The organism is Pseudonocardia acidicola (genome assembly GCF_012911935.1).
Taxonomy (GTDB): Bacteria; Actinomycetota; Actinomycetes; order Mycobacteriales; family Pseudonocardiaceae; genus Pseudonocardia; species Pseudonocardia acidicola.
On the sequence record NZ_JAAXLA010000014.1, the window covers coordinates 50,236 to 76,931 of the forward strand.

The following is a 26,696-nucleotide window of genomic DNA, read 5'->3' on the forward strand; positions in this document are numbered from 1 at the left end:
GGGACGGTACTTGTTCCGGGCCCGCGCGGCGCGGTGAAGTGGTCACCGTCCCGGGTGGCGTACCGGCAGCGCCAGCGGGTCCCACAGCCGGGAGCGGCCTGCCGCGGGCGCGATGACGACACCGTCGGTGAGCGGGGCCGGGCCCGGGGTGTCCGTGCCGGCCGTGTGGGCCTCGACGAGCGCCCGCATCCGCTGCCCGGCCCGGTGGTAGAAGCGCAGCTGGGTGCCCCGTCCGAAGACCCGGAAGCCGAAGCGGTACACCGGGTTCGGGATCGGCGCGCGCCGGGAGTAGGCGTGGATCCAGAACGTCACGGCGCCGGTGCGGAGCTGTTTGACGACCTCGTAGCTCAGCCGCCCCTGCTCGAGGTGCCCGTCCAGGGTGCGGTAGGTCCAGCCCCAGACCCGCTCCGGGCCGTCCGGGCCCGCGCGCTCGGCGTCCACGACGTCGGTGATGCGCACCCCGAGGTAGAACCGCAGCGCCAGGAACCGGCCCTCCAGCAGCATGTCGCGGCCGAGCAGCGGGTCGTCGGGCCGGTACAGGCCGCGCAGCAGCCGGGGGTCGGTGAAGTCGTAGGTCCGGACGAGCCGGCACCCGGCCTCCCACGGCCCGTCGGGGACGGGCGCCCCGGGCGGTTCCTCGCCGAGCCGGGCGTGCCCGGAGTCGACATGCCAGTCCGGGTCGCCGGCACGGCGGGGAGCGTCGCGCTCGTCGTAGTTGAACCCCCGGTGGCGCAGCCCGTCGAGCTCGGCGGCGAGTTCCGCGGCTCTCAGCGGGGGCCACCCGGTTCGTACCGCCCGACCGACTCACCGATGAGCCAGAACATCGGCGGCCACAGCCCGACGAACAGGGCGCGGCGCTCGGCGTTGCCGCGTTCGTCCTGGTCGACGGTCTTGGCCCGGATCCAGAGTCCGATGCACAACCCGATCGACGCCAACGACGTGGCCTGTAGATGCACCGAGCGGAGGCCGCCGCGGTGCAGGAGCTTCCCGACCGTCACGTCGGGCACGTTCCCCGTCGGTCGTGTTTTCATGCCCGAATGTCGGTACTGCGCCGTGAAGCGGCGACCGGGACCCGCCGCCACCGCCGGGTGGCCGCGCTGGTGCGCTGGCCCGCCGGAGTGGCGCTGGTGTCCTGGCGCTACCTGTGGCGGACCACCCCGATCCACCGGGCCGAGGAACCGGGTGGGACCGCGGACCTGCCCCCGGGCCTGCCCGCCGAGCACACCGATGACCGGGTACAGCGGGTCGCCGACGGCTACGGCCCGTTGTTGCGCCGGCAGTACACGGTGCGCATCGCCGAGCCGGACTGCGACGCGGAGGAGCTGATGGGCCGGCTGGCTGCCGATCCGAACCGGGTCGCACCCTCGGAATTCGCGGTATTCCGCCGGACCCGCGGCACCGACGGCACGCTCACCGCGGGTGACGAGTTCCTGATCCGGCTGCCCGGCCCGTGGGACGGCCCGGTCCGGGTGATCGACAGCGGACCGACCGGCTTCCGGTTCGCCACCCTGCGCGGCCACCTGGAGGCCGGGCAGATCGAGTTCCGGGTGCGCCCGGACACCGATCGCGGCCCCGATCTGCGGTTCGAGATCGAGTCCTGGGCCCGCCCCGGCGACCGGCTCTCGCACGTGCTCTACAACCGGTTGCGGCTGGCCAAGGAGGTGCAGCTCACCATGTGGATGCACGTGCTGCTGCGGACGGCCCGGCTGGCCGGCGGCCGCCCTCGTGGCGGCATCACGGTGCACACCCGTCGAGTGGCCGAGCCGCTGCCGGGAGGCGACGATCATCGGTGATCGTTCGCGTTGTTCCGCACTGGGAGGACCCCCACGCCATGTCCCGGTTCGCTCGCGTCCTCGGTGTGCTCACCGCCGCCTACGGCCTCGGCACGCTGGTCCGTCCGTCGCTGCTCGCGGGGCCGGCGGGCCTGAGCCCGAAGGGTGGCGGGCCGTCGCGTGCGGTCGCCACACTGGTCCGCGCCGTCGGCGTGCGTGAGGTGGCGTCCGGGCTGGCGATCGCGCTGGCCCCGGAGGGCAGGGCACTGCAGACCGCGCTGACCTTCGGGTTCGCGCTGCCCGACCGGTCGGCCGCGCTCACGGCGGTGGGGATCGCCGGGGGTGGGGCGCGCTGAACGCCCTCGCCCTCGCGGCGGCGCGTTGACCGGCGTGCCAGAAGCCGGACGCGGTCGGGGCGTCCGGGTCGTAGCAGGTCACCACGAACGACCGGGTGCCCTCGGGAAAACCGCTCCAGGACGGCTGCGGCGACCGGTCCTGGCCCCCGGGGACGCCGAAGATGCCGGACAGCTGCGGCGGCGGCAGCGTCCGACCGTCCGCGACGTCGGTGCTGGTGACGGTGAACGACGGCGCGGCGGGCAGCTCGTCGTAGGGGTTGCGGCTCACGAGATGCTCCTCTCGGTCGCGCGGTGGGCGAGCCACGCTGGTCCCGTACGGGTTCCGGTGCCGAACGATGCCCCGGAGCGCGGGCCGGGTCTGACAGGCTGACCGGGGTGGACAGCCTGCTGCTCATCATCGGGTTGATGCTGGCCGCCGTGCTGCTGGTCGGAGCCGGAGACCGGCTGCAGTTGCCGTGGCCCGCGCTGATGGTGGTGCTCGGGGTGGTGATGGCGTTCGTGCCCGGACTGCCCGATCGCTTCGAGCTCGAACCGGACCTGATCCTGCCGCTGTTCCTGCCCCCGCTGTTGTTCGCCGCGGCGCAGCGGACATCGTGGGCCCTGTTCCGGGCCCGCTGGCGCAGCATCGCGCTGTTCGCGGTGGCGCTGGTCGGCGTGACGATCGCGGTCGTCGCCGGCACCGCGCTGGCGCTGGTCCCGGGGATCACCGTGACCGCGGCGATCGCGCTGGGTGCCATGGTGGCGCCGCCGGACCCGGTGGCGGTGGAGGCGGTGGCGGCGCGGGTGCGCATCCCACGGCGGCTGCTGGCGGTACTGCAGAGCGAGGGGCTGTTCAACGACGCGACGGCGCTGGTCGTCTTCCAGGTCGCGGTGCTGACCACGATGCAGGGCCAGACGCTGAGCGTGCCGTTGCTGGCGGTGCGGTTCGTGCTCGGCGTGGTCGTGGCGATCGCGCTGGGCGTCGCGGCGGCCTGGCTGGCGCGGTTCGTGATGTCCCGGATCACCGACACCGCCGGGCGTACCGCGCTCACCCTGATCCTGCCGTTCGCGGTCTATCTCGCGGCCGACCGGCTCGGCGCCTCCGGGGTCGTTGCCGTGGTGGTCGCCGCGCTGCAGCTGCGCGGCTACAGCGAGGCCGATGAGGCGGCCGAACGGCTCACCCAGCGGTCCTTCTGGGACGTGGTGGAGCTGCTGGTGACCGGGGTGGCGTTCGGGCTGATCGGGCTCGACCTGCGGCAGGTGATCGACGCGGCGGGTGCCGGCCTGTGGCGGATGCTCGGCCACGCGGTGGTCATCTGCATGGTCGTGGTGGGGACCCGGGCCGTCTGGATGGCCGGCGCGTGGCGGCTGGTCCAGCACTCGCCGGACCCGTCGGCCGCCCCGCGCACCGGTCGCGAGACCGTGGTGCTGACCTGGTGCGGGATGCGCGGGCTGGCGACGCTCGCGCTGGCCTTGTCGCTGCCCCCGACGACTGCGGACGGCAGCCCGTTCCCGGCCCGGTCGGAGCTGATCGTCATCGCGTGCGCGGTGCTGGTGGTGACCCTGCTCGTGCCGGCGTTCACGCTGCCGGTGCTGGTGCGCGCGCTCGGGGTCGCCGAGGAGGCCGACGCCGAGCAGGCCGCCGAAGCGGTGGTCGCTCGCCGCGCCCAGCAGGCCGCGCTGGCCCGGATGGTCGAGCAGCAGCAGCTCGGCGCGCTACCCGACGAGCTCGGTGCGCCGATGCGCGAGCGGATCGGCCGACTGCAGGCCGTGCTGTGCGGTGAGCCGATCACCACCGAGGAGCGCGAGCGGCTGCGGACCCTGCGGGAGGGCCGGGCGATGTTCTCGGCGATCCAGGCCGATGCGCTCGGCGCCGCCCGGCAGGAGGTGCTGCGGGCGCGGCGCGAGCCCGGCATCGACCCGGCGGCCGCGGACCGGGTGCTGCGCCGGCTGGACCTGCGCACGGTGCTGCTGGACTAGATCGTGGACCTCGAGGCCGTGCGCACCGGCGTCGCCGTCGCGGACGCGGGCCGGTTCCAGGAAGCCGCCGCCGACCTGGCGATCATCCGTCAGGCCGTCTCCGAGCGCGTCGCGGCGCTGGGGAAGGCCCTCGGTGTGCGGCTGTTCACCCGCACCCACCGATCTGGCGCAGCGACGACCCGCACCCCGCACCCACCACGCTGCGCGACCACCTCGGCTCCACACGGCCCGGCCGCCCCGAGCGCCAGACCCGGACACCGCAATGGGCCCGGTGATCGACACCACCGCGTCCACCCCGCGACGACGACGTCATGAGCCGCAACGGCCAGCCGGTCTGCGCGGCCTTCTTCCGCACGTCGCCGGCGGGTTGCCCGGCACCGGTGCCTGACCTGCGGGAACACCGTTGTGCGCAGCCTCGTTGTGGTCCGCATGGACGACCTGACCGCGCACGAGCACCTGGCGGCCGCGCGCGCCGACGTGCTGCGTCGGCGGGAGTCGCTGACCCGGCAGTTCGACGCCATCGCGGAGGCGTCGACCTTCACCACCCACGACGACGAGCACGACCCGGAGGGCGCGACGATCGCCTTCGAACGGGCCTCGGTGCAGGGCCTGCTCGACGGCGTCCGGCACGAACTGGACGCGCTCGACCGGGCCGAGGAACGGCTGCGGGCGGGCACCTACGGGCGCTGCGAGCAGTGCGGGGGTGAGATCGCCGAGCTCCGGCTGGACGCGCTGCCCGCGGCGGCGACGTGCATCACCTGCGCGTCGTCGCGCCGGCGGCGCTGAGCACGCGGCGCTGCCCACACGGCGCCGATCCGCGACCTGCGGGCGCCACGACCGGTGGTCCCGCCGAACTCGTGGATCAGCAGCAGCGGCTCGCCACTGCCGGTCTCCTCCCAGTGCAGCGCGACCCCGTCAGCGGTCCTCGCGAACGGCCTGGGTCAGCGCGGCCCGTAGACGACGAACGTGTTGCCCCACGGGTCCCTGGCCACCGCCCGGATCTCGTGCGGCCCCTGCTGGGCGTCGGTGACGACCGTCCCGCCGGCATCGGTGATCGCCCGCAGCGCCGCCGCCACGTCGCCGACCTTGAACGACGCGGCGGGCACCCCGCCGGTGACGTCCTCCTCCGCGCCGGCCAGGGCCAGCGTGGTGGTGCCGGCGTCGAGCGCGGCGTAGCGGTCGCCGTCGGCGAACTTCAGGCCCAGGCCGAGGGCGTCGCCGTAGAACGCCACGGCGGCGCCGACGTCGCCGACCGGGTGCAGGACGTTGCCGATCTTCACGGGGAGTGCCTGGTCGGCCATCGGGGGTCTCCGATCGTCGGTCTGGGGTGGGCGCGGCGGCGGCCGGCTCCGCCCACCGTAGATCGTCCGTGCCGGTGCGGGGTGTCCTCGTCCGCGACACCGGCGGTCGTGTCGGCCCCGCCGGACGGCGGGACGACTGACGGGCGGCCCGGTCCGGCGTGGCGGGGGACAGTGATCGCCCTGCCCCCGGGCGCCGCGTGCTCGTCATCGCCTTCATCGCGGTGCCGTCGGCCGCGCTGCTCGCCGCGCCCCCGCCGGCCTGGGGCCGGTGATCAGCCGGGTCGCCGATCGCCGCCGGCATCACGCCTTCTCCGACCGGGAGGGCGACCCGCACTCGCCGTGGTTGTACGGCACCTCGACGGCCGCGCCGGCCCGTGGGTTCCTGCATGCCCACGTGGGCCGGCTGCTCAGCCGGGACCTGACCGACGTGCGCCGGTTCGCCCCGGACCTGCTCGCCGATCCCGGGCGGCGCCGGGTCGACAGTGCGTTCCTGCCGCTGAGTGTGCTCAGCCTGCTGGTGCCGGCCGCGCCCGGCGGGTTGCTCACGGTGTCGTGGTGGGGGCGGGGCCGACTGGACACCTCCGCCCGGCCGATCTGGATCTTCGAATGGCTCGGCTGGGTCAACGACGTGCGCCGGCCCCGGCCCCGTCGGCCGGCCCGGCTCAGCGCTGCGCCGTCAGGTCGCGCGCGGTGAGTGGCGCCGGCGCGCCCGTTATCGCGCACAGCAGGTGGTCGCGGGCGGTGACCATCGCGCTGAGCTTGTCCCGGGCCACCTGTGCCGGCAGGTGGCGCAGTCCGCAGTCCGGGCTGACGAGCAGCCGGTCGGCGGGCACCACCTCCAGCGCCCGCTCGATCCGCCGCTGCACGACCTCGACGTCCTCGACCGCCTCGGACTTGACGTCGAGCACGCCGACGCCCAGCACCCGGTCCCACCCGTGGCGCTTCACGAGCTGCAGGTCGTCGTCGCCCTTGCGGGCGAACTCCAGCAGCAGCTGGTCGACGGTCGCGTCGAGCACCGCCGGGAACAGGAAGTCGTAGTGGCCCTCCCACAGCGGGCGGGCGTAGCGGTTGCCGTAACAGACGTGCAGCGCCCAGGTCACCGGCACGTCCTCGGTCACGATGTTGACCGCCTCGACGGCCAGGTCGATCTGCTCGGGGTGGCCGGCCAGGAGCGGCTCGTCGATCTGCAGCAGCTGCGCGCCGGCGTCGGCCAGCGCGCGGGCCTCCGCGTTGAGCACCCGGGCCAGCGCACGGACCAGGTCGGCCTGGTCCGGGTAGGCCTCGTTGTGCAGCCGCCGGGACAGCGAGAACGGTCCGGTGAGGGTGAACCTGGTCGGCCGGTCGGTGTAGGTCAGGGTGAAGCGCAGGTCGTCGGCCAGCCCGAGCGGGCCCGGGGCGTCGGGCTCCGGCATCGGTTCGCTCAGCACCAGGTCCAGGTAGTCGAAGTAGAACACCTTGATCGGGGTGCGTACCCGCACCCCGGGGACCCGGGCCAGCAGGTAGTCGATGTCGTTGTCGCGGCGCAGCTCGCCGTCGGAGAGGATGTCGATCCCGGCGACCTCCTGGTCCTTGAGCGCCGCCTTGATCGCCATGTCGTGCATCTCGGCGAGCTGGGTGCGGCTCAGGCTGCCGTGGTAGACGCCGGTCTTGGCCCGCTCCAGCCAGTCCGGCACTGGCCAGGACCCGACGACGGTGGTCGGGATCAGCCGGCGCGGCGCCGGGTCCGGGGTGTGCGGGTCCGGGGTGTGCGGGTCCGGGGTGTGCACTGTGCCGGTCACCGTCAGTCCCTCACGTTCACGGTCATGGTGGTGATGTGGGAGCCGGCGCGGTGCGCGAACGGGGCGAAGGTGACGTCGAAGCCCTTGCGGGTGCCGATGTGGGCGAGCAGCGGGCCGTTCACCCAGTTGACGACCGAGCCGTCGTACTTGCCGGGCCCGCGGAACCCGGTCCGGTACTGATCGATCGCGGTGACGAACAGGTCGTGGCACTGCAGCCGGCCGAAGGGGTGCAGCAGCGGCAGGGTCTCGGCGAAGCTCGCCGCGGCGCCGTTGGCCACGTGCAGCCGCACGTCACCGCCGGTGGCGAGCAGCGGGCGCAGCAGTTCGCCGCTGATCCCGGGCGCGATCGTGTAGGTGTCCAGCCCGTGCAGCGGGACGTAGCGCTCCTGCAGCCGCACCGCGTCCCAGCACGCCCGCCAGAACCCGACCGCGGCGTCCACCCCGCTGAAGTGTGCGGGAGCGGCGTCGGCGAGCAGCGCCGGGCCGAGCCGGAGCAGCTTGGTCACCAGCCCGCCCAGCGCGTCCGGCGCCACGGCCACCGACCGTGCGATCGCCGCCGCGGCCGGCCCCGCCAGGTAGGCCCGCGCCTGCACCAGGTGCTCGCGCTGCCCGATCGTCGCGAGCTCGTCGGTCGGCAGGTTGTCGTAGACGTTGGAGATGTAGACGAGGAAGACCTTGAACCGCAGGAACCCCAGCGCCGTCATCGGGTGCATCGCGTCGAGCACCAGCGAGCTGACGTGCGTGCCGTGGTCGCCCACGTTCGCCCGGGCCAGTTCCAGCACGTGCGGGGAGTAGTCGCACATCAGGTAGTGCAGCCGCCGGTAGTACTCGCGGCCGTGCGCGCGGTCGAGCTCGACGAAGGTGTCCAGCCAGGTGCGGGCCTGGTTGCCGTTGCCGACGCCGAGTTCGACGACGTAGAGCTCGGCGGGCAGCGCGCGCCGCTCGGCGAGGGCGTCCCACACCGCGAACAGCTCGCCGATCGTCTCCCGGACGGCCTCGGTGTTGCGGGCGTCGCTGCGGCCACCGGGCAGCGCCGACTCGTAGGTCTTTCCGGTCGCCTGCTCCCAGTCCTGCAGGTGCTGCCAGTACAGCTGGTTGAACGCCCAGATCCGGCTGCGGCTGGTCGGTCCCCACTCCTCGAGCGTGACCCGGCCGGGGTCGTCTGCCGTGCCCGGTCCATCGGCCCGGTGGGCGCGCAGCGCGGCCTCGGTGGCCGCGCCGGCCCCGCCGTCGAGCCGCCGCAGGTCGAGCGCGAGCTCCACCGGGGTGGCGCTGCCGCCGTTGCGCGCGTGGTCGGGCACCGCGCTGATCACCGGGCGCACCTCGACGGGTTCGCGGAAGTTGTTGCGGTACTGGATCCAGTCGCAGACCAGCCGCAGCCGGGACAGGTCGGCGTCGGTCTCGGCGCAGCCGACGGCGGCGCGCAGCACCGGGTCGAGCGCCGCGGTCACGTCGAGCGAGTTCTCCCCGCGCAGCTTCGCGGTCGGACGCACCTCAACCAGCAACAACGCCTCCCCTCCCCGGCCGCAACCTCATTGCATCGGGGTGGCTTCGCCGGCGTCCAGTGCCGCAAAGCCATCCCGATGGCACGAACCCATGTGCGGCATCAGCGATCGTCCACCGAGACCGGGTGGGGTATTTTGTGTCCGGGTACAAACCCGGGCCGCTACTGCGGTCCGTGCTCCACCGCGATCATCGCGCGGGCGACCACCGGCCGGAGATGACCGGGCAGCGGGGCGGTGGTCGCACGCAGATGCGCGACGGCCTCCCGTAGCGCGGCCACCTCACCGCGAAGCCCGGCGATGGTGGCCTGGTCGGCGCGTGCCCGCTCGGTGTCCGCGACGCCACAGATGCGCTCGAGCTCGCGCAGCAGCGGCGCGACCACGCTCGTCGCGTCGGTGCGGCCGGGCTCCCGGGATACCGTCTCCACGCCCGCTCCTCGGGATAGCTCCGTCGCCATGACCAATCCCGCGGAACGCTACCGCCGGCTGATCCGGGCTCCCATGTCATCGGACACAAATGTTCGGGGCCGCTGTTCATGGTCCGGTCACAAGCGCTGCGAGGACCCGAGCCCACCCTTCGTTGCCGCCGCCCGCGACCGCTTCTAGGCTCCCGCCATGGGGCGACCGGAGCCGGCGTCACCGGCACAACGGCCGGCGACCGCCCCGACCTCCGTCCCGGCCCCGGCCCCGGCGGCGCACGGCCGGGACCGCCGGGAGAACGTGCTGCTGCGCGAACTCGTCGCGGTGTACAGCCACCTGTCCGGGCTGGCCTCGCAGGACACCGAGGTCGGCGGCGTGCTGCGGCTGGTGGCGGCTCGCACCGGCGCCGGTGCCACCGTTCTCACCTCCACCCTCGACGTGCTGGCCGCGGTCCCCGACGACGTCGGCGACCGGCTGCGCGACGGCGTGGGGGCGACCCGGCTGGCGCAGGTGCTGGCCGCGTCGGCGCGCAACCGGCGGCCGGTGACACTGCGCGGCCTCGACGCCGGAGCCGGGGTGATCGCCGGGGTGATCGTGGTCGCGCCGATCCTGGTCGGCGACGACGTGCCCGCCCACCTGGTCACCCTCAGCGGCCACGACGAGCGGCCCGGCGACGAGCTCGACGACGACCTCAGCCTGCTGCTCACCGAACACGCCGCCACCATCTGCGGCATCATCATCGGGCGCGACCGGGTCGTGGCCGCCGCCGCGGGCCGGGCCCGTCGCGACCTGATCGAGGCGCTGCTGCTCGCCCGGGACCGCGACGACGGCGAGGCCGAACGCTGGGCAGGGCACCTCGGGCTCGCCCGCGGCGTCGACCACCACGTCCTCGCGGTCGGTGTCGCCACCGCGGCCCCGGCCGGCGTCGCGGGCCCCCGTGGCCGGGTGCTCGACCTCGCCGAACACGCCCTGAGTCGTCGCGCGCCCACCGCCGTGGTCGCCGGGCGCGAACACGAGGTGGTGGCGGTCGTCCCGGCCGGCGACATCGATCCGCGCGCGCTCGGGGAGCACTGCCTCGACGTGATCGCGCAGCGCCACCCCGACTCCGCGGTCGTGGTCGGCGTCGGCGGCCGCTGCCGCGGCCCGGCGGACATCGCCCGGTCCTACGCCGAGGCCCGCCGTGCCATCGACGCGTCGGCCCGGATGGGCCGGTCCGGCCGGGTCGTGGCGTTCGACGACCTCGGCATCCACCGGCTGCTGCTGCAGGTGCCCGATCTCGGCGAGCTGCGCGCGTTCGCCACCGACGTGCTCGGCGAGCTCGTCGCGGACCGCGAGCACCGCGCCGACCTGCTCAGCACGCTGACCGCCTGGTTCCGCTGCAACGGCAGCCCGCAGCGCACCGCGCGGGAGCTGCACGTGCACCCGAACACCGTCAGCTACCGGATCCGGCGGGTGGAGGAGATCGCCGGGCTGCGCCTGGACAGCTACCGGGATCGGCTGATGGCGCAGGTCGCGTGTGAGATCGTCACGGCACTGGGGGAGCGGGGATGACCGATTTCGCGGCCGCGCTGGGTACCCGGGTCCTGGTCGCCGACGGTGCGATGGGCACCGTGCTGCACGCCGCCGGCAATCCGCTGGACCGCGCGTTGCCCGAACTGAACCTGTCCAACGCCACGCTGGTGCGCTGGGTGCACGACAGCTACCTGCAGGCCGGCGTCGACATCATCCAGACCAACACGTTCGGCGCCAACCGGCTCCGGCTCGACACGAGCGGGCTGGGCGAGCTGACCCAGGAGATCAACACCGCCGGGGTTCGAGTGGCCCTGGAGGCGGCGCGGGCCGCCGGGCGGCCGGTGTTCGTCGGCGGCTCGGTGTCGCCCGCGGTGACCATCCAGCAGCGCCGCCGGGTCCCACCGGCGGATCGGGCGCAGGCGCTGCGGGAACAGATCGCCAGCCTCGTCGACGCCGGGGTGGACCTGATCGTGCTGGAGACCTTCGGCTTCCTCGACGAGCTGGTCGAGGCGGCGACGGTGGCGACCGAGAACGGGGCGGTACCGGTGATCGCGCAGGCCACCTTCGCCGCCGACGGGCACACGCTCAGCGGGCACACCCCGGCCGAGGTGTGCGCGGCGCTGGGCGAGCTCCCCGTCGCGGTGCTCGGTACGAACTGCACCCTGGGCCCGCAGCGGCTGCTCGCGATCGTCGGGGAACTGCGTGCGCACACCGGGCTGCCGATCGCGGCCCAGCCCAACGCCGGGTTGCCGCGGCGCACCACCGCCCTGCGGTTCGAGTACGAGATCGACCCCGAGTACGTCGCGCGCTACGCCGAGCGCCTGGTCGAGGCGGGGGCGACGATCGTGGGCGGATGCTGCGGCACCACCCCTGCGCATCTCGAGGCGGTCGTCACGGCCGTGCGGGCGATGCCCGGGCCGGCACCGGAGGCGATCGAGGAGGCGCGGCCGCAGCACCCGCCGGCGGTCACCGGGTGGACGCCGCGCGAGAGCTTCGTCGTCGCCGCCGAGATCGAGCCGCCACCGGCCGGGCGGGTGGCGGAAGCGGTCGACCGGGCCCGGGCGCTGCGCGAGCTCGGTGTGGACACGGTGTACGTCGCGGCCGGGGACGGCCCGCGGGCCCGGCTCGACCCGGTCAACCTCGCGGTGCACCTGCAGCACCAGCTCGCGGTGGCGGCGTTCGCCAGCGTCACCACCTGGGACAAGACGATCATGGCGCTGCAGGCCGACCTGCTCGGCGCGCACGCGCTCGGGGTGCGCCGGATCGTGTGCGAGACCGGCAACCCACCGCTGCTCGGGGACTATCCGCACGTCGACGGGGTGTGGGACGTCGACTCGGTCGGCCTGGTCGAGCTGCTCGCCGGGCTCAACGCGGGCCTGGACTGCAACGGCCTGCGGCTGGCCGGCACGACGTCGTTCGAGATCGGTGCGCGGATCAACCCCGGCGCCCGGGACCTGCCCGCGGAGGCCCGCCGAGCCCTGCGCAAGATCGACGCAGGCGCGCACTTCCTGATCACCCGCCCGGTCTACGAGCTGGAACGGCTGCGCCGGCTGCGCGCGGCGCTCGGCGCACCGCGGGTGCCGGTGCTGGCCTCGATCCGTCCGCTGGGCGGCTTCGCGGAGGCGGAGTACCTGCGCCACGAGGTGCCCGACGTGACCGTTCCGCCGGAGACGCTGTCGGTGCTGCAGCGGGCCGGCGACGCGGCGCCGGCCGCGGCGATCGAGCTGGCGGTCGAACTGGTCACGGGGGTTCGGGACCTGGTCGACGGGGTGCTGCTGGCCCTGCCGGACGGTCCCGAGGTGGCCGGCCGGCTGCTCGCCGCCGCCCGCTGACCGGCGGTTGCGACGATTGACGTGATCCGTGTCACGCGAGTACTTTCGCGCCGCGTAGCGGGACGCGCATGTGTCGTGACCTCGTGACCCTCGGCAGTGACTTCGGCCCGTGGCCACCGCGATGTGCGCGCCACCCCCACCGGACCGAGGAGAACCCCGCCATGAGCGGATACGACCCGCGGACGAGCACCGGGATCCCGACCGAGCCGGTGGGTTCGCTGCCCCGGCCGTCGACCCTGCAGGCGGCGTACGCGCGCTACGACGCCGGACAGATCGGCCGCGAGGAGCTCGAGGCCGAGCAGGACGCGGCGGTGCGGGACTCGATCGAACGCGGGGAGGCGACCGGCGAGCCGATCGTCTCCGACGGCGAGCAGCGGTCGTCGAGCTTCGCTACCTACCCGCTCACCGACACCCTCGCCGGGACCGGGTTGGGTGACCACCTGGCCCCCGCCGGGCAGTACTTCGCGATCTTCTCCGACGGCCACCACCGCCAGCTGCCGCGGCTGACCGGCGGCCCGTTCCGGTACAAGAACTGGGCGGCGGACTCGCTGCGCAGGTCGTTGCAGATCGCGCACAGGCCGATGAAGCAGGCGGTGATCGCGCCGTCGATGCTGGACCTGCTCTACCCGCTGCACGAGCAGGTACCCGGGTACCCGCGCGAGCAGTTCGAGGAGGACCTGATCAACGAGGCCGAGCAGGACATCCGCAAGGCCTTCGAGGTGGGCGCCGCGCGGGTCTCGATCGACTTCACCGAGGGCCGGCTGGCCACCCGCAACGACCCGCGCAACCCGTGGACCGGGGCCGGGATGCTGCCGCACTTCATCGAGCTCAACAACCGGTTGCTCGACCGGTTCTCCGCCGAGGAGCGGCGCAACATCGGGATCCACACCTGCCCGGGCGGCGACCGCGACTCGGTGCACTCCGCGGACGTGCCCTACAACGACCTGCTGCCCAGCATGTTCGGGCTCAACGCCGGCTACTTCCTGATGCAGATGGCCAGCGAGCGGGACAAGGACCCGGTGTACGAGTCGATCGGCCGGCACCTGCGCTCGGACGCGAACGGGGTGACGCAGTTCGCCTACATCGGGGTGATCAATCCGCAGAATCCGCGGGTGGAGAGCCCGCAGGAGGTGGCCGAGGCGCTGATCCGGGCGGCGAACTTCATCCCCAAGGAGCAACTGGGCAGCACCGACGACTGCGGGTTCTCCCCGTTCAGCATCGACGAGAAGCCGCTGCACGGCTCGCCGGACTACGCTCGGGACATCGCCTTCCAGAAGATCACGAACCGGGTGGAGGGCACCCGGATGGCGGCGGAGAAGCTCGACATCTCGGCCTGATCCCACACCCTCGCGCCGCCGGTTCCCCTCGAGGATCCGGCGGCGCTCGTTCGTCGTGGAGGCATCGATGGACGCCGAGCAGAGCCTGTCGGGCCTGACCGTGAACCGGCTGCTGGAGGAGGTCGCCGCACGCACCCCGGCACCCGGCGGCGGGGCCGTGGCCGCGTTCGCCGCGGCGCTGGCCGCGGGGTTGACCGGCATGGCCGCGCGGATCGACGACCACCAGCAGGTGTCCGCCGCCCGCGCCGATGAGCTGCGGGCGGCAGCCACGGCGCTGGCCGACGCCGACGTCGCCGCCCACCGCGCGTACTGGCTGGCCACGCACACGCCGCGCGAGGACGACCCGTGGATGTGGCCCTCCCGGCTGCGCGAGGCGTTCGACGACACCGTCGACGTGCCGCTGGAGGTGGTGCGTGTCGCCGAGCAGGTCACTCTGCTCGCCGCCGCGCTCGCCTCCGGGGGCGAGCCGCGGCGGCGCGGGAACGCGGTGGCCGCAGCGCTGCTGGCAGCCGCCGCGGCGAACGCCGCCGCCCTGCTCGTGGCCGAGAACCTGGCCGGTGACCCCGAGGACGTCCGGGCCGGCTGCGCCCTCGGCCTGGCCGCCGCCGCCCGGCGTTGCGCCGACGGGCTGGTGTCTGCGTGACCGGGTGAGATCCGTCCCACGTCGACGTGACCGGACCCGCAGGTGCGACGATCGGGGCCGGGCCGCGGTCGGTGCAACGTGGCACAGGTCGGAGCAACCGAAGGAGAGCAGAGCATGAGTGAGTCCCCGTCCCGCGTCGCGATCGTCACCGGGGCCGCCCGCGGCATCGGTGCCGCCACTGCGGAGCGGCTGGCCCGCGACGGGTTCGCGGTCGCGGTGATCGACCTGGAGGAGGCGGCCGCCAAGGGCGCCGTCGAGGCGATCGAGGCGGCGGGCGGCCGGGCGCTGGCGGTCGGCGCGGACGTCTCCGACGCCGCGCAGGTCGAGGCCGCGGTCGACCGGGTCGCCGCGGAGCTCGGGGCGCCCACCGTGCTGATCAACAACGCCGGGGTCACCCGGGACAACCTGCTGTTCAAGATGACCGAGACCGACTGGGACACCGTGATGAGCGTGCACCTGCGCGGATCGTTCCTGATGAGCCGGGCCGTGCAGCAGCACATGGTGGCCGCGAAGTGGGGCCGGATCGTCAACCTGTCCTCCACCTCGGCGCTGGGCAACCGCGGGCAGGCCAACTACTCCGCGGCCAAGGCCGGCCTGCAGGGCTTCACCAAGACCCTCGCCATCGAGCTGGGCAAGTTCGGGATCACGGCCAACTGCATCGCGCCGGGGTTCATCGTCAGTGACATGACGAAGGCGACCGCGGAGCGGATCGGCGAGGACTGGGAGACCTATGTCGCCGCGCGCGCCGCGCAGATCCCGGTGGCCCGCGCCGGTCAGCCCGAGGACATCGCGCACACCGTGTCGTTCCTGGTGAGCGAGGGCGCCGGGTTCGTGTCCGGGCAGGTCATCTACGTCGCGGGCGGCCCGAAGGCCTGACCTGCCGCGGGGCCGGCCATCTGCCCGTCGCGTATCCGCGCCGCGGTATCGGCGCGGCGGGCAGGTGCGCGCGTCCCCGCCGCGGGGCGGGTATGGTCGGTGCTGATGATCTTCGGGGAGCGGTCGTGGCCGATGCGTGCCGCGATCGTGCTGGCGCTGCTGGCCGGGCTGGTCGGCATGCATCAGCTGCCCGTGGCCGGGATGCACGACCGGGCGGCCACCGCCCTGCCGGCCCCCGCCTCGCCGGGGGTGGCGACCGTTGCGCACCCCGAGACATCCGCGCTGCACCGCGACCACAGCGGCGACGGTGACCACGGCGGCCTGCTGCACCTGTGCCTGGCCGTGCTCACCGCGCTCGGGCTGCTGGCGGCCGCGGCCGCGCTGCTCGGCCTGGTCCGCCACCCCGTGCCGGCGCTGCGGAACCGGACGCAGGTCCGGATCCGGCCGCGTGGCCCGCCGCCGCCGGTCCCACGACGGCTCGCCCAACTCTGCGTGCTGCGGAACTGAGGAGATCCGGTCATCCGGTTCTCCACATTCCGCATCCGCAGAGAGGTTCGATGAGCACCACAGCACGTACGACGACGACGCGCGTCCTGGCCGCGGCGCTGCTGGGTGGCCTGGCCCTGGCCGGCTGTTCCGCCCCGGCCGGGCCGGCACCCGCGTCGGCTCCCGCCGCGCCGGGCAACGGGGCGAACCCGCAGACACACAACCAGGCCGACGTCCGGTTCGCCGGCGGCATGATCGTCCACCACCGGCAGGCGCTGCAGATGACCCGGCTGGTGCCCGGCCGCAGCGCCGATCCGCAGGTGGCCGACCTGGCCCGCCGGATCGAGGCCGCGCAGGGCCCGGAGATCTCCATCATGACCGGGATGCTGCAGCGGTGGGGCGCCGAGGAGGCGGTCCACCCCGACCACGAGGCCATGAACCACGGCGAGATGGCCCACGGTGGCACCGGCGGCATGGACCACGGCGGTATGGACGGGATGATGACCGCCGACCAGATGGCCCAGCTCGACCGTTCCTCGGGCGCAGCGTTCGACCGGCTGTTCCTGCAGCTGATGACCGCCCATCACGAGGGGGCGGTCCGGATGGCGCAGGCCCAGGTGGAGCAGGGTTCCGACGCCGAGGCCGTCGCTCTCGCCCGCGCGATCATCGACGCGCAACAGGGCGAGATCAACGAGATGCAGGGCATGCTCGCCAGGGCATGAGCGAGCGCGGCGGCGGACCGGCCCGGTCCGCCGCCGCACCGGCCCGGCGCCCACCGGCCCCGGGTAACCTGCGCGGCATGGCGCGGCCGGCGGACGGGCAGGACACGCGGTCCCGGCTCCTGACCGCGGCCGAGACCCTTTTCGCCGAGCGCGGCAGCGAGGCGGTGTCGCTGCGCGAGATCGGCCGCGCCGCCGGGGCCCGCAACGTGATCGCGGCGCAGTATTGGTTCTCCGACCGCGAGGGGCTGATCGGGGCCCTGCTGGACCGCCACCGGGCCGAGATCGAGACCCGCCGGCACGCCCTGCTCGACGCCTACGAGGCGGCCGGCCGGGACGACGTGCACGCCCTCGCCGGCGCCCTGGTCCGGCCGCTCGCGGCGAAGCTGGATCAGGGCGGCAGCGGCGCCGGGTACCTGCGGACGCTGGCCGACCTGCTGACCCGCCCGGAGCCGACCGTCGCCCCGCTGCGCGTCGAGGAGCCCGGTGACAGCATGGCCCGCTGGCGCACCCTGCTCGAACCGCTGCTCGAGCCGGCCGCGGTGGATCTGCACCGCCGCTTCCACACGCTGCGCTTCGTCGTCGTGGAGCTCGCGCACCGCGCGCAGGCCCCCGGCCGTACCGATCACCGGTTGTTCGTCAGCCAACTCGTCGACGCCGCCACCGGGCTGCTGTCGGCCGCGGTGTCCGAGGAGACCCGCCGGCTGCAGGCGCAGCGCCGCGCTGTGCGGTAGCCGGGCGGTAGCGCCGATCACGCTGCCGGGTCGCCCCGGTGGTCGATCCATGCGACGACGGCGACCGCGACCACCACCGCCGTGCACAGTCCCAGCGCGGCCAGCGGGCCCAGCCGCAGCAGCAGGCCGCCCGCCACCCCACCCAGCACGAGCAGCAGCAATGCGGCGGCCCGGCGCGGCCAGCGGGTGGACTCGCCGCTGCCCAGCCGGGACTGGAACGCGAGCCCGATGAGGGTGGAGGTGACCACGACCGTCGGCAGGTCGGGGGCCGCGTATGCGCGGGCCCAGCCGCCCTGCACGCCCATCGAGAACCCGAGGATGGTCGTCGACGTGATCTGCAGCACGGAGCCTGCACCGTGGGTCTGCAGCACGATCCCCATGGCGAGCAGCAGCAGCCCTGACCCGCCGAGCAGCACGAGTGAGCGCCGCCGGCCGGTCGGCGCGGTGCGGCCGAGCAGCCGACCGGCGAGCGCGGCGCCGAGCACGAACCCGGCGAACGCGCCGCCGATGTGGTCGACCGGGACGCGTTGGTTGCTGGTCAGCGCGGCGCCGAGCAGCACCACGTTGCCGGTCATGTTGGCGGTGAACACGTGGTCGACGCCGACGTAGCTGACCACGTCGACCACCCCGGTCACGAACGTCAACGCCAGCAGCAGCCCGAGGTGGCGGCGTTCCCGCTGGTCGCGCGGCTCAGGCAGCGCCGACCCTCCTCGTGGTAGGTGCACCGCACGGTAGGCACACCGCCGCCGTGGTTCAACCGCCGCAGCGGTACCCCGGCTGCGCCCGCCCGCCGGGGCTCAGCCCCCGCTGTTGCGCACGACGACCGCCCAGCCCGGCACCGCGCCGTGGCCGGGGATCGTCACGTCGTCACCGGTCAGGTTGACGATCACCGCACTGCCGTCCTTCGTGTCGCGGAAGGCCAGCAGCGGCTGTGTCGTCGACCGCCCGACCTCGATCTCCTTGTGCTGCAGCCGCGGCACCAGCCACTGCCACGCGGCGGTGAGCGGCGTCGGCTCGCCGCCGTCGGATCGGGTGCTGTCGGTCCACAGCGCCGAGTACTCCAGGCTGGAGCCCTGCGGCCCCCACAGCAGCGCGATCGACACGTCGGACCGGACGAACGCGGCCACCGTGGCGAGGGTGGCCGCCGCGCTGGCCGAGCTGTCCGGGCCGCCCTGGGCACCCGGGGGCACGTCGGGGTAGAACTCGGCCCACCAGATCGCCAGCGGGGTGCGCTGCCTGATCCAGTTCCCGATGGCGGCGAACTTCTGCGCGCCGACGTCCACCGGCGATGCCGCCTCGCCGCCCCGGGTCGCGGTCGACCCGTCGACGGCGATGAAGTCGGCGCCGACCTTGTGTTTGAGCCAGTAGTCGAGGACGTCGAGTGAACGCTGATCGACCACGCCCCACGGCCCCTGCAGGTCCGAGGAGTTCGGCGAACCCGGGTCCAGGCTGGTCATCACGACGTACGGGCCACCGATCTGGACGTCCGGTCGCACCGCTTTCACCGCCGTGTACACCTTGTTGTAGAGCGCGGTGTAGCCCTCGTAGTCCCAGCGGTTCTGGTCGGCGTGGTAGAAGCCCTTGAGCTCGTTCCACACCAGCACCCGCTCGATCTGCGGGTAGCGCTGCACCGCCTCGGCCGCGAGGGCCGCGAAGTCGTCGAAGTGGCTCGGGTCCGGCGCCACCTCGAGCTTCGACCAGTCGGTCTGGCCGGGTGTGCCGCCCTTCATCCAGTCCGGTGCGCAGCACAGGGTCAGCACGGTCCGGCCTCCCGTGTCCTTGATCAGTTGCATCCTCTTGTCGAGGCTGCTCCAGTCGTACTGCCCCGGCGCCGGCTCCGGGTTGAGGGTGCCGAAGCCCATCAGGTGCTGGTTCTGCCACACCGCGCCGGAGTCGCTGAGGATCTTCGCCCCGCGGTCGCGGGCCTCGGCGGGCTCGCTGGAGTCCAGGCTGTCCTGGGTGTGGGTGACGCCGAGCTCGAGGCGGGTGTCCTGCTGCTGCCAGTTCCAGCCCTGGCCCAGGTCGATCGAGCGGGCGGTGTCGGCGGACACCGGCGGAGCCTGGTGGGCCTTCGTGGAACCCGAGCAGCCCGCGAGCGCGAGGACGAGGACGAACGTCAGGGCGCCCCACGCGCCCGGCCGGATACGGCGGGAGCGGGCACGTGCGGTGCGAACCCGGTTATCGAGCAACGTGGTGACCTAACAGAGTCTGGCGGACGGGGACGGCCCGGCGGCAGCCGACGGGGGCTGCGCGCGATGACACGGGCAAGAGAATCGCAGGGTGCCGCTGTGGTGATGCTGAGAGGTCACCGCCGGGCCCCATGACCGGTGTTCGGGGCCGACACGGGCCCGGTTCGTCGGCCCGGTTCGTCGCCGTGCGTCACCCGTGCAACGCCGGGAGCCGGTGCGCGTTGCGGTACCAGCCGTCGCGGGCGAGCAGGTCGGCGTGCGAGCCGCGTTGCACGACCCGGCCCCCGACGACGACGTAGATCGTGTCCATCCGGTCCAGCCGGGCCAGATCGTGGGTGATCAGCAGCAGCGCGCGGTCCCCGGCCGCGGCGAGCAGGTCGTCCAGGACGGCGTCGCGGGTGTCGGGGTCGAGGTGGGTGGTCGGCTCGTCGAGCACCAGGACCGGCGCGTCGGCCAGCAGCGCCCGGGCCAGCGCGAGCCGCTGCCGCATGCCGCCGCTGAACCGGGCGCCATGGGTGCCGATGTCGGTGTCGAGGCCGCGGGGCAGCGCGGCGACCGCGGTGTCGAGGCGGACCCGGGTGAGCGCGTCCCACAGTTCGGCGTCGGACGCGCCGGGCCGGGCCAGTCGCAGGTTCGCCCCGACCGAGCCGGCGAACAGGTGCGGGTGCTGAGGCACCCCGCTGATCAGTGCACGAGCGGCGTCGGCGGGGTGCTCGACGAGATCCGCGTCGCCGAGATGCACGGTGCCCGCGTCCGGGTCGCGGAACCGGAAGAGCACTGCGGCCAGCGTGCTCTTGCCCGACCCGCTGGGCCCGACCACCGCGATCCGCCCGCCCGGCTCGAGATCGAGGTCCAGGCCGTCGAGCGCCCACGGCTCGCCGGGGGCGTAGCGGACCCGCAGGCCGCGGGCCCGCAACGCCCCCGGCTCGATGGGGGCCGGGGCCCCGCCCGCGGGGCTGTGTTGAGGGGCCCCGCCCGCGGGGCTGTGTTGAGGGGCCCCGCCCGCGGGGCTGTGTTGAGGGGCCCCGCCCGCGGGGCCGCGCACCGCGGGCGGGGTGTCCAGAACGTCGAACAGCCGGGCGCCGCCGGCGCGCACCGCCCCGAGACGGGCGGCCGCGGCGGGCAGCGGGGCGACGATCTCGAAGGCGGCCAGCGCGGTCAGCACCAGAACCGCGAGCGGGATCGGGCGCAGCGTCCCGGCCTCGACGGCGGCGACGCCGAGCAGCAACGTGCCCCACAGCGTCAGCCCGCCGAGCAGTGCGGACGCGCCCGCACCCAGGCCGAGCAACCCGGCGTCGCGGCGGGCGACGCGAGTCAGCTCGGCGTCGGCCTGCTCCACCCGGTGCACCGCCCGGTCCATCGCGCCGTACGCGACGAGGTCCGGGGCACCGTGCAGCGCGTCGACGAGCGCGGTGGACAGCTCCCCGCGGGCCGCGGCCAGCCGCCGTCCCGGGGCGCGGCCCAGGGCGGCGGCGACGAGCGGGACCGCGACCCCGGCGAGCAGCAGCCCCGCCGCGAGGAGCAGCCCGCCGGGGACGAGCAGCGCCGTGCTCAGCGCGACCGCGCCGGCCCCGGTGAGCAGCGCGGACAGCGGCGGGGTGAGGCCGCGGACCAGCAGGTCCTGGGTGGCGTCGGTGTCGCTGACCAGGCGCGACACCAGGTCACCGGAGCGGAACCGCCGGATCGGTTCGATCTCGGCGAGCCGGGCGTAGACCCGCACCCGGGCGTCGGCCAGGGTGCGCAGCGCGGCGTCGTGGGTGACCAGCCGCTCCAGGTAGCGGGCGACGCCGCGGGACACTCCGAGCGCCCGGGTGAGCACGATCGCGGTGCTCAGCGCGGTGATCGCGGGGTGGGTCGCGGCGGTGGCGATCAGCCACGCGGCCAGGCTCAGCAACCCGGCCCCGGACGCGGTGGCCACGGCCCCCGCGAGCACGCCGAGCACGAACCGGGAGCCGCGTGGGCGGGCCAGCGCGATCATGCGCCACAGCGGGTCGCGGGTCACCGGCCGGCCTCGGCGACCGCCGGGACCCGGCCGCCGACCAGGTGCACGGTCTCGTCGACGACCTCGGCCCAGCCCGCGTCGTGCGCGACGATCACACCGGTGCGTCCGGCCAGTAGCCGGGCGACCGCGGTGCGCACGGCGGCGGCGTTGTCCGGGTCGAGGTGCGCGGTCGGTTCGTCGAGCAGCACGATCGGGGCGTCGCGCAGGAAGGCCCGGGCCAGGGCGACCCGCTGGCGCTGACCGGCGGAGAGCCGAGCACCACGCTCGCCGAGGCGGGTGTCGTAGCCGTCGGGCAGGCCGGCGACGACGTCGTGCAGTTCGGCGAGCTCGGCCGCGCGGCGGACCTGGGCAGAGCTCGCGTCGGGGGCGCCGAGCCGGATGTTGCCCGCGACGGTGTCGTCGAACAGGTAGGGATGCTGCGGGACCCAGGCGATGCGCCGGCGGATCCGGTCAGGATCGGCGGCGTCGAGCGGGACCCCGTCGACGACGATCCGGCCGGTGCCGGGGTCGAGGAACCGCAGCAGCAGCGCCAGCAGCGTGCTCTTGCCGGAGCCGCTGGGGCCGTCGATGAGCACCGTGCGCCCTGCCGGGACGGTGAGCGACACCCTGTCGAGCGCGGGAATGTCCCGCCCGGGATAGCGGAACGTCACCTCCTCCAGACGCAGCCCCACCGCGCAGTCGGCGGCCTGCCGGCTGCCCTCGGGGGCCTGCGGACGACGGTGCGGCTGCTGAGCGCGGCCGCCCGGGCCGTCCAGCACGGCGAAGACCTGCTCGGCCGCGGCGATGCCCTCCATGCTCGCGTGGAACCGCGCCCCGACCTCGCGCAACGGCAGGTAGGCCTCCGGGGCGAGGATCAGCACCAGCAGCGCGGTCTCCAGGTCCAGTTGCCCGTACAGCAACCGCAGCCCGATCTCCACCGCGACCAGCGCGACGGCCAGGGTGGCGACGAGTTCGAGCACGAACGCCGAGAGGAACGCGGTCCGCAGCGTGCCCATCGTCGCCCGGCGGTGCTGGTCGGTCACCCGGCGGACCAGCGCCGCCTCCGCCTTGGCCCGCCGGAACAGTGCGAGCGTGGGCAGGCCCTCGACGACGTCGAGGAAGTGCCCGCCGAGCCGGTGCAGCAGCCGCCACTGCCGGCGGGTGCGGGCCTGGGTGTGCCAGCCGATCAGCGCCATGAACAGCGGGATCAGCGGCAGGGTGAGGCCGATGACCAGCGCGGAGATCCAGTCCGCGCGGGCCACCACGACGAGCACGGCGAGCGGCACGAGCACGGCCAGCACGAGTTGCGGGAGATAGCGGGCGAAGTAGTCGTCGAGCGCGTCGAGGCCGCGGGTGGCCAGCGTGACCAGCTCACCGGCGCTGCGCCCGGCCGGGTCGGGCGGGCCCGCGGTCACGTGCGTGACCAGCGCGCGGCGCAGTTGCGACTTGGCCCGCGCGGCGCTGCGCAGCGCCGCGGCCTCCGCGCCGTAGGCCAGCGCCGCCCGGGCCAGCGCGACCAGACCGACCGCGCCCACCGCCCATCCGAGCCCGGTCAGGCCGCTGCCGTCGGTGGCGCCGGCGACGGTGTGGGCGACCAGCCAGGCCTGCGCCAGGATCAGCCCGGTCAGCGCGCCCCCGCAGACCACCGCGACGGCCAGATGCACCCGCACCGCGCGGGCGGTGCGCAGCAGCCGGGGGTCGAGGGGTTTCATCGCGCTCAGCCGTCGAGTCGGGGTACCGGAAGTGCCGACTCGCCCTCCCGGAAGTGCCGACTCGCGGGGGTGGGGGTGATGTGTTCGCGGGTGACGCGGCGGCGGAACACCCAGTAGCTCCAGGCCTGGTAGGCGATCACCAAGGGGAACAGGAACACACCGATCCAGCTCAGCACCGTCAGGGTGTACGGGGCCGAGGCGGCGCCTCGGACGGTCAGGCTGAACGCCGGATCGGTGGTCGAGGGCAGCACCGTCGGGAACATCGACCCGAAGATCACGACGGAGACGGCGGCGACAGCCACCATGGTGGCGCTGAACGCCCACCCCTCGCGCCCGCGGACCGCCAGCCCGGATCCGGCGACCAGCGCGAGGACCGCGACCACGGCCAGCGGCAGCGTCCAGGACGCGCCGTGCTCGGCCTGGGTCCAGCCGAGGAAGGCCACCGTCGCCGGCACCGCCGGCAGCGCCAGCCGGGCGATCGCGTGCCGGGCGCGCCGGCGCACCGGACCGTCGGTCTTCAGCGTGAGGAACACCGCGCCGTGCAGGGTGAACAGCACCAGCGTCAGCGCCCCGCCGAGCAGCGCGTACGGGCTGAACAGGTCGAGCGGTCCGGCCGTGACGACGTGCTCGGCGTCCATCGGCACCCCGTGCACGAGGTTCGCGAACAGCACGCCCCACAGGAACGCCGGCACCGTGCTGCCGGCGACGATCGCGACGTCCCAGCGCGCCCGCCACCGCGGGTCGTCGACCTTGCCGCGGTACTCGAACGCGACCCCCCGCGCGATCAGCGCGAGCAGGATGGCCAGAATCGGCAGGTAGAAGCCGCTGAGCATGGAGCCGTACCAGGCCGGGAACGCGGCGAACGTCGCGCCGACGGCGGTGATCAGCCACACCTCGTTGCCGTCCCACACCGGCCCGATGGAATTGATCATGACGCGGCGGTCGGTGTCGTCGCGGCCGAGCACCGGCAGCAGCATCCCGACGCCGAAGTCGAATCCTTCGAGCACGAAGTAGCCGGTCCACAGCACGGCGATCGCGACGAACCAGATGACGGGGAGGTCCACGGCGGGCTCCTAGTAGACGAAGGCGGGGACGGGCTCGTCGCGGCGGCCGGCGTCGCGGCCGGCGAGCGGATCCGCGGCATCCGGGTCGTCCGGGTCGTCCGGGTCGTCGCTGTCGTCCGGGTCGTCGCTGTCGTCCGGGTAGGGCATGACGTGTCCCGGCCCGGCGTTCACGTAGCGCCACAACAGCCCGCCCTCGACCACCGCGAGCACCGCGTAGATCAGCGTGAACGCGGTCAGCGAGATCGCGACCTCGGTGAGGCTGACGCCGGGAGAGACGCTGTGCGCGGTGAGCAGCTCACCGACCACGGTCCAGGGCTGGCGGCCCATCTCGGTCAGCACCCAGCCGAAGACGTTGGCGGCCAGGGCGGCGGGCAGCGCGGCGATCGCGACCCGGTACATCCAGCGCCGGCCGGGCAGTCGGCCGCGCCGGGTCAGCCACAGCCCCAGCACCGAGACCGCGACGCCGGACAGCCCGAGCCCCATCATCAGCCGGAAGGCCCAGTACAGGACCGCGACGTTCGGCCGGTAGTCGCCGGGGCCGAAGGCGGCCTCGTAGCGGGCCTGCACGTCGTTGATGCCCTGCACGTCGCCGTGGAGGTCGCCGGTGGCGAGGAAGCTGAGCAGGTGCGGGATCTGCAGGTTGATGTGGTTGCGCCCGTTCTGGATGTCGCCGACGGCGAACAGCGAGAAGCCGGCGCCGTCCTCGTCGGTCCACAGCGCCTCGGCCGAGGCGAGCTTCATCGGCTCGTAGCGGGCCATCAGCTTGGCCTGGTGGTCGCCGGAGATGGCGACGAGCACCCCGGCCAGCGCGGTGACCACGAATCCGACGCGCAGGGTCCTGCGGAACAGTTCGTGCTCGCTCGGGTGCGGGGGCTCGGCGCCGCGGCGCGGCCAGCGCTCGCGCATGAGCTTGAACGCGCTGACCGCGACCACGAACAGCCCGGCGGCGATGAACGCGCCCGCGACCACGTGCAGGTAGGTCGACCAGGCCTGCTGGTTGGTGAGCACGGCACCGATGTCGGTGAGCCGGGCCCGGCCGGTCTGCGGGTCGACCGCGAACCCGACCGGGTGCCGCATCCAGGCGTTCGCGGCGATGATGAAGTAGGCCGAGAAGTTGGTCGCGACCGCGGCGATCCAGATGCACGCGAGGTGCACCCGGCGGGGGAGCCGGTCCCAGCCGAAGATCCACAGTCCGATGAACGTGGACTCCAGGAAGAACGCGAGAAGCGCCTCCAGGGCCAGCGGCGCGCCGAACACGTCGCCGACGAAGGTCGAGTAGCTGCTCCAGTTCATCCCGAACTGGAACTCCTGGACGATCCCGGTGACGACGCCCATCGCGAAGTTGATCAAGAACAGCTTGCCGAAGAACTTGGTGGCACGCAGGTACTCCTGCTTGCCCGTGCGGTACCACGCGGTCTGCAGGCTCGCGACGATCACGGACAGGCCGATCGTCAGCGGCACGAACAGGAAGTGGTAGATCGTCGTGATCCCGAACTGCCACCGCGCGAGATCCAGTGCCGCCATGTCGCCCCTCAGGTCAGGCTCGAACTTCTACATCCCGTAGTAGTTCTACCGCACGTAGAAGAATGGGCGCATCGAGGTGTGCCACGGGACACCGAACGCCGTGATCACCGGTTCCGGGACATCCCGGCCGCATCCGGCCGGGATGTCCCGGACGTGCTGATCAAGCCCGGTGGGCATCGGCGCCGGGCGGGGGCGCGGCGCGGGGCGATGAGAGCGGATCAGGGTCCGGCCGGCGGCTCCGGCACCGCGCGTGCCGGGACGGCGAAATGCAGGCCCAGCGCCGGACCGAGGTCGGCGACGGTCTGGTCCCGATGGGCGTCCATCAGCGCGACCACCGCCGGGTTGTCCCCCCGGCGCAACGCGGTGATCATCTTGCGGTGCTCGCGGACGACCCGGCGCCGCGCGCCCTGGTCGTAGAGGTGGACCGTGCGGTAGGCGTCGGTCATCTTCCAGATCCGGTCGATCTCGTCGACGACGAGGTGCAGACCGGAGAACCGGAACATGGTGAGGTGGAACCGGTGGTTCGCCGCGGCGATCCGGGCGACCTCGCCGCTCGGGACCACCGCGGACAGCTCGGTGTTGACGGCGGTGAGCTCGCGCAATTGGGCGCCGGTCAGCCGGGGCAGGGCCAGCAGTACCTCGGTCTCCAGAGCGCGGCGCATGAGGTAGGCCTGGCGGAGCTCCTCGGCGTTGAGCCTGGTGACCGAGTAGCCGACGTGCGGCTCATGGCGGAGGACGCCCTCGGTCTCGAGCGCCTTGAGTGCCTCCCGCACCGGGATCCGGCTCACGCCCAACCGGACCGCGAGCGACTCCTGCCGCACCTGCTGGCCGGGCACCAGCTCCCCGGTGCGCATCATGTGCCGGATCTGGTCGACCACCCGGCTCACCGCGCTCACCCGGCGGCCCCGGTCGGCGGCCGGGGCGGCGCCGGGATCGACGGTCATGCGCCCTCCTCGGCGAGCGGGCGACGGGCCTGGCAGAGGGTAGTCCACATCGGTA

At 74.0% G+C, this 26,696-nt stretch carries 26 protein-coding genes and 2 pseudogenes; 14 read left to right on the plus strand and 14 right to left on the minus strand.

Translation table 11 applies throughout. The annotated features are described in order from the left end of the window. Positions 1-42 precede the first annotated feature (42 nt). A complete protein-coding gene (locus HF526_RS10110) occupies positions 43-771 on the minus strand; it encodes a DUF1990 family protein (RefSeq protein WP_169381164.1) in 729 nt (242 codons plus the stop codon). Continuing rightward, on the minus strand, positions 768-1,031 hold the full coding sequence (locus HF526_RS10115; RefSeq protein ID WP_169381109.1) for a hypothetical protein: 264 nt from the start codon (positions 1,029-1,031) through the stop codon (positions 768-770). The genes HF526_RS10110 and HF526_RS10115 overlap by 4 nt, the downstream gene beginning before the upstream one ends. A gap of 6 nt (positions 1,032-1,037) precedes the next feature. On the opposite strand from HF526_RS10115, the gene HF526_RS10120 reads away from it, so the two are divergent. Beyond that, positions 1,038-1,793: a DUF1990 family protein gene (locus HF526_RS10120; RefSeq protein ID WP_169381110.1), complete on the plus strand. Its 756-nt coding sequence runs from the start codon at positions 1,038-1,040 to the stop codon at positions 1,791-1,793. Between the two features lie 38 nt (positions 1,794-1,831). Then, positions 1,832-2,128 carry a hypothetical protein gene (locus tag HF526_RS10125; protein ID WP_211177017.1) on the plus strand — a complete coding sequence of 99 codons (297 nt, stop codon included), beginning with the start codon at positions 1,832-1,834 and terminating at the stop codon, positions 2,126-2,128. Positions 2,129-2,162: 34 nt separating this feature from the next. On the opposite strand, the pseudogene HF526_RS10130 reads toward HF526_RS10125, so the two are convergent. Beyond that, positions 2,163-2,396: pseudogene (locus HF526_RS10130) on the minus strand (YbhB/YbcL family Raf kinase inhibitor-like protein); the annotation flags it as partial. Positions 2,397-2,503: 107 nt separating this feature from the next. Between HF526_RS10130 and HF526_RS10135 the strand changes: the two are divergent. From HF526_RS10135 to HF526_RS10145, 3 genes are all read left to right on the plus strand, one after another. Beyond that, entirely contained in the window at positions 2,504-4,087 is a 1,584-nt protein-coding gene (locus HF526_RS10135; RefSeq protein ID WP_169381111.1) for a Na+/H+ antiporter, read from the plus strand. A gap of 3 nt (positions 4,088-4,090) precedes the next feature. Beyond that, positions 4,091-4,402 carry a LysR family transcriptional regulator gene (locus HF526_RS36275; protein WP_169381112.1) on the plus strand — a complete coding sequence of 104 codons (312 nt, stop codon included), beginning with the start codon at positions 4,091-4,093 and terminating at the stop codon, positions 4,400-4,402. Between the two features lie 114 nt (positions 4,403-4,516). Beyond that, on the plus strand, positions 4,517-4,873 hold the full coding sequence (locus HF526_RS10145; protein ID WP_169381165.1) for a TraR/DksA family transcriptional regulator: 357 nt from the start codon (positions 4,517-4,519) through the stop codon (positions 4,871-4,873). Positions 4,874-5,028: 155 nt separating this feature from the next. On the opposite strand, the gene HF526_RS10150 is transcribed toward HF526_RS10145, so the two are convergent. Next, on the minus strand, positions 5,029-5,388 hold the full coding sequence (locus HF526_RS10150) for a VOC family protein (protein ID WP_169381113.1): 360 nt from the start codon (positions 5,386-5,388) through the stop codon (positions 5,029-5,031). 262 nt (positions 5,389-5,650) lie between these two features. Between HF526_RS10150 and HF526_RS34545 the strand changes: the two are divergent. After that, positions 5,651-6,082: pseudogene (locus tag HF526_RS34545) on the plus strand (hypothetical protein); the annotation flags it as partial. Here the strand turns inward: HF526_RS34545 and HF526_RS10160 are convergent. The 3 genes from HF526_RS10160 to HF526_RS10170 all read right to left on the minus strand — a co-directional run bounded on the left by HF526_RS10160 (position 6,051) and on the right by HF526_RS10170 (position 9,096). After that, positions 6,051-7,166, minus strand: coding sequence for a uroporphyrinogen decarboxylase/cobalamine-independent methonine synthase family protein (locus tag HF526_RS10160; protein WP_169381114.1), 1,116 nt, complete (start codon positions 7,164-7,166; stop codon positions 6,051-6,053). The pseudogene HF526_RS34545 and the gene HF526_RS10160 sit on opposite strands and share 32 nt — an antisense overlap. A 2-nt stretch (positions 7,167-7,168) precedes the next feature. Continuing rightward, entirely contained in the window at positions 7,169-8,674 is a 1,506-nt protein-coding gene (locus HF526_RS10165; RefSeq protein WP_169381115.1) for a class I SAM-dependent methyltransferase, read from the minus strand. Between the two features lie 158 nt (positions 8,675-8,832). Then, positions 8,833-9,096, minus strand: coding sequence for a hypothetical protein (locus HF526_RS10170; RefSeq protein WP_169381116.1), 264 nt, complete (start codon positions 9,094-9,096; stop codon positions 8,833-8,835). A 187-nt stretch (positions 9,097-9,283) separates the two neighbouring features. Here HF526_RS10170 and HF526_RS10175 point away from each other — a divergent pair, with 187 nt between their 5' ends. From HF526_RS10175 to HF526_RS10210, 8 genes are all read left to right on the plus strand, one after another. Next, positions 9,284-10,639 carry a PucR family transcriptional regulator gene (locus HF526_RS10175; protein ID WP_169381117.1) on the plus strand — a complete coding sequence of 452 codons (1,356 nt, stop codon included), beginning with the start codon at positions 9,284-9,286 and terminating at the stop codon, positions 10,637-10,639. After that, positions 10,636-12,432 (plus strand): bifunctional homocysteine S-methyltransferase/methylenetetrahydrofolate reductase, encoded by a 1,797-nt coding sequence (locus HF526_RS10180; RefSeq protein WP_169381118.1) that lies wholly within the window; start codon positions 10,636-10,638, stop codon positions 12,430-12,432. Before HF526_RS10175 ends, HF526_RS10180 begins: the two co-directional genes overlap by 4 nt. 161 nt (positions 12,433-12,593) lie before the next feature. After that, on the plus strand, positions 12,594-13,769 hold the full coding sequence (locus HF526_RS10185) for a uroporphyrinogen decarboxylase/cobalamine-independent methonine synthase family protein (RefSeq protein ID WP_169381119.1): 1,176 nt from the start codon (positions 12,594-12,596) through the stop codon (positions 13,767-13,769). A gap of 67 nt (positions 13,770-13,836) precedes the next feature. After that, positions 13,837-14,412: a cyclodeaminase/cyclohydrolase family protein gene (locus tag HF526_RS10190; protein ID WP_169381120.1), complete on the plus strand. Its 576-nt coding sequence runs from the start codon at positions 13,837-13,839 to the stop codon at positions 14,410-14,412. 114 nt (positions 14,413-14,526) lie between these two features. Then, a complete protein-coding gene (gene fabG / locus HF526_RS10195; protein WP_169381121.1) occupies positions 14,527-15,288 on the plus strand; it encodes a 3-oxoacyl-ACP reductase FabG in 762 nt (253 codons plus the stop codon). Positions 15,289-15,393: 105 nt separating this feature from the next. Continuing rightward, a complete protein-coding gene (locus HF526_RS10200) occupies positions 15,394-15,795 on the plus strand; it encodes a DUF6153 family protein (protein ID WP_169381122.1) in 402 nt (133 codons plus the stop codon). 50 nt (positions 15,796-15,845) lie between these two features. Further along, on the plus strand, positions 15,846-16,496 hold the full coding sequence (locus HF526_RS10205) for a DUF305 domain-containing protein (RefSeq protein WP_169381123.1): 651 nt from the start codon (positions 15,846-15,848) through the stop codon (positions 16,494-16,496). Between the two features lie 77 nt (positions 16,497-16,573). Beyond that, a complete protein-coding gene (locus tag HF526_RS10210) occupies positions 16,574-17,227 on the plus strand; it encodes a TetR/AcrR family transcriptional regulator (protein ID WP_169381124.1) in 654 nt (217 codons plus the stop codon). Positions 17,228-17,244: 17 nt separating this feature from the next. On the opposite strand, the gene HF526_RS10215 is transcribed toward HF526_RS10210, so the two are convergent. The 7 genes from HF526_RS10215 to HF526_RS10245 all read right to left on the minus strand — a co-directional run bounded on the left by HF526_RS10215 (position 17,245) and on the right by HF526_RS10245 (position 26,641). Further along, positions 17,245-17,952, minus strand: a complete 708-nt coding sequence (locus HF526_RS10215; protein WP_169381125.1) for a DUF1275 family protein — start codon at positions 17,950-17,952, stop codon at positions 17,245-17,247. A gap of 72 nt (positions 17,953-18,024) precedes the next feature. Further along, positions 18,025-19,278, minus strand: a complete 1,254-nt coding sequence (locus tag HF526_RS10220) for a glycoside hydrolase family protein (RefSeq protein WP_169381126.1) — start codon at positions 19,276-19,278, stop codon at positions 18,025-18,027. Positions 19,279-19,606: 328 nt separating this feature from the next. Further along, positions 19,607-21,418: a thiol reductant ABC exporter subunit CydC gene (cydC, locus tag HF526_RS10225; protein ID WP_338051395.1), complete on the minus strand. Its 1,812-nt coding sequence runs from the start codon at positions 21,416-21,418 to the stop codon at positions 19,607-19,609. Beyond that, entirely contained in the window at positions 21,415-23,109 is a 1,695-nt protein-coding gene (cydD, locus tag HF526_RS10230) for a thiol reductant ABC exporter subunit CydD (RefSeq protein WP_169381127.1), read from the minus strand. Before cydD ends, cydC begins: the two co-directional genes overlap by 4 nt. Before the next feature lie 5 nt (positions 23,110-23,114). After that, positions 23,115-24,173 (minus strand): cytochrome d ubiquinol oxidase subunit II, encoded by a 1,059-nt coding sequence (gene cydB, locus HF526_RS10235; protein WP_169381128.1) that lies wholly within the window; start codon positions 24,171-24,173, stop codon positions 23,115-23,117. Between the two features lie 9 nt (positions 24,174-24,182). After that, positions 24,183-25,697 carry a cytochrome ubiquinol oxidase subunit I gene (locus HF526_RS10240; RefSeq protein ID WP_169381129.1) on the minus strand — a complete coding sequence of 505 codons (1,515 nt, stop codon included), beginning with the start codon at positions 25,695-25,697 and terminating at the stop codon, positions 24,183-24,185. A 218-nt stretch (positions 25,698-25,915) separates the two neighbouring features. Continuing rightward, positions 25,916-26,641 carry a GntR family transcriptional regulator gene (locus tag HF526_RS10245; RefSeq protein WP_169381130.1) on the minus strand — a complete coding sequence of 242 codons (726 nt, stop codon included), beginning with the start codon at positions 26,639-26,641 and terminating at the stop codon, positions 25,916-25,918. Positions 26,642-26,696: the final 55 nt, after the last annotated feature.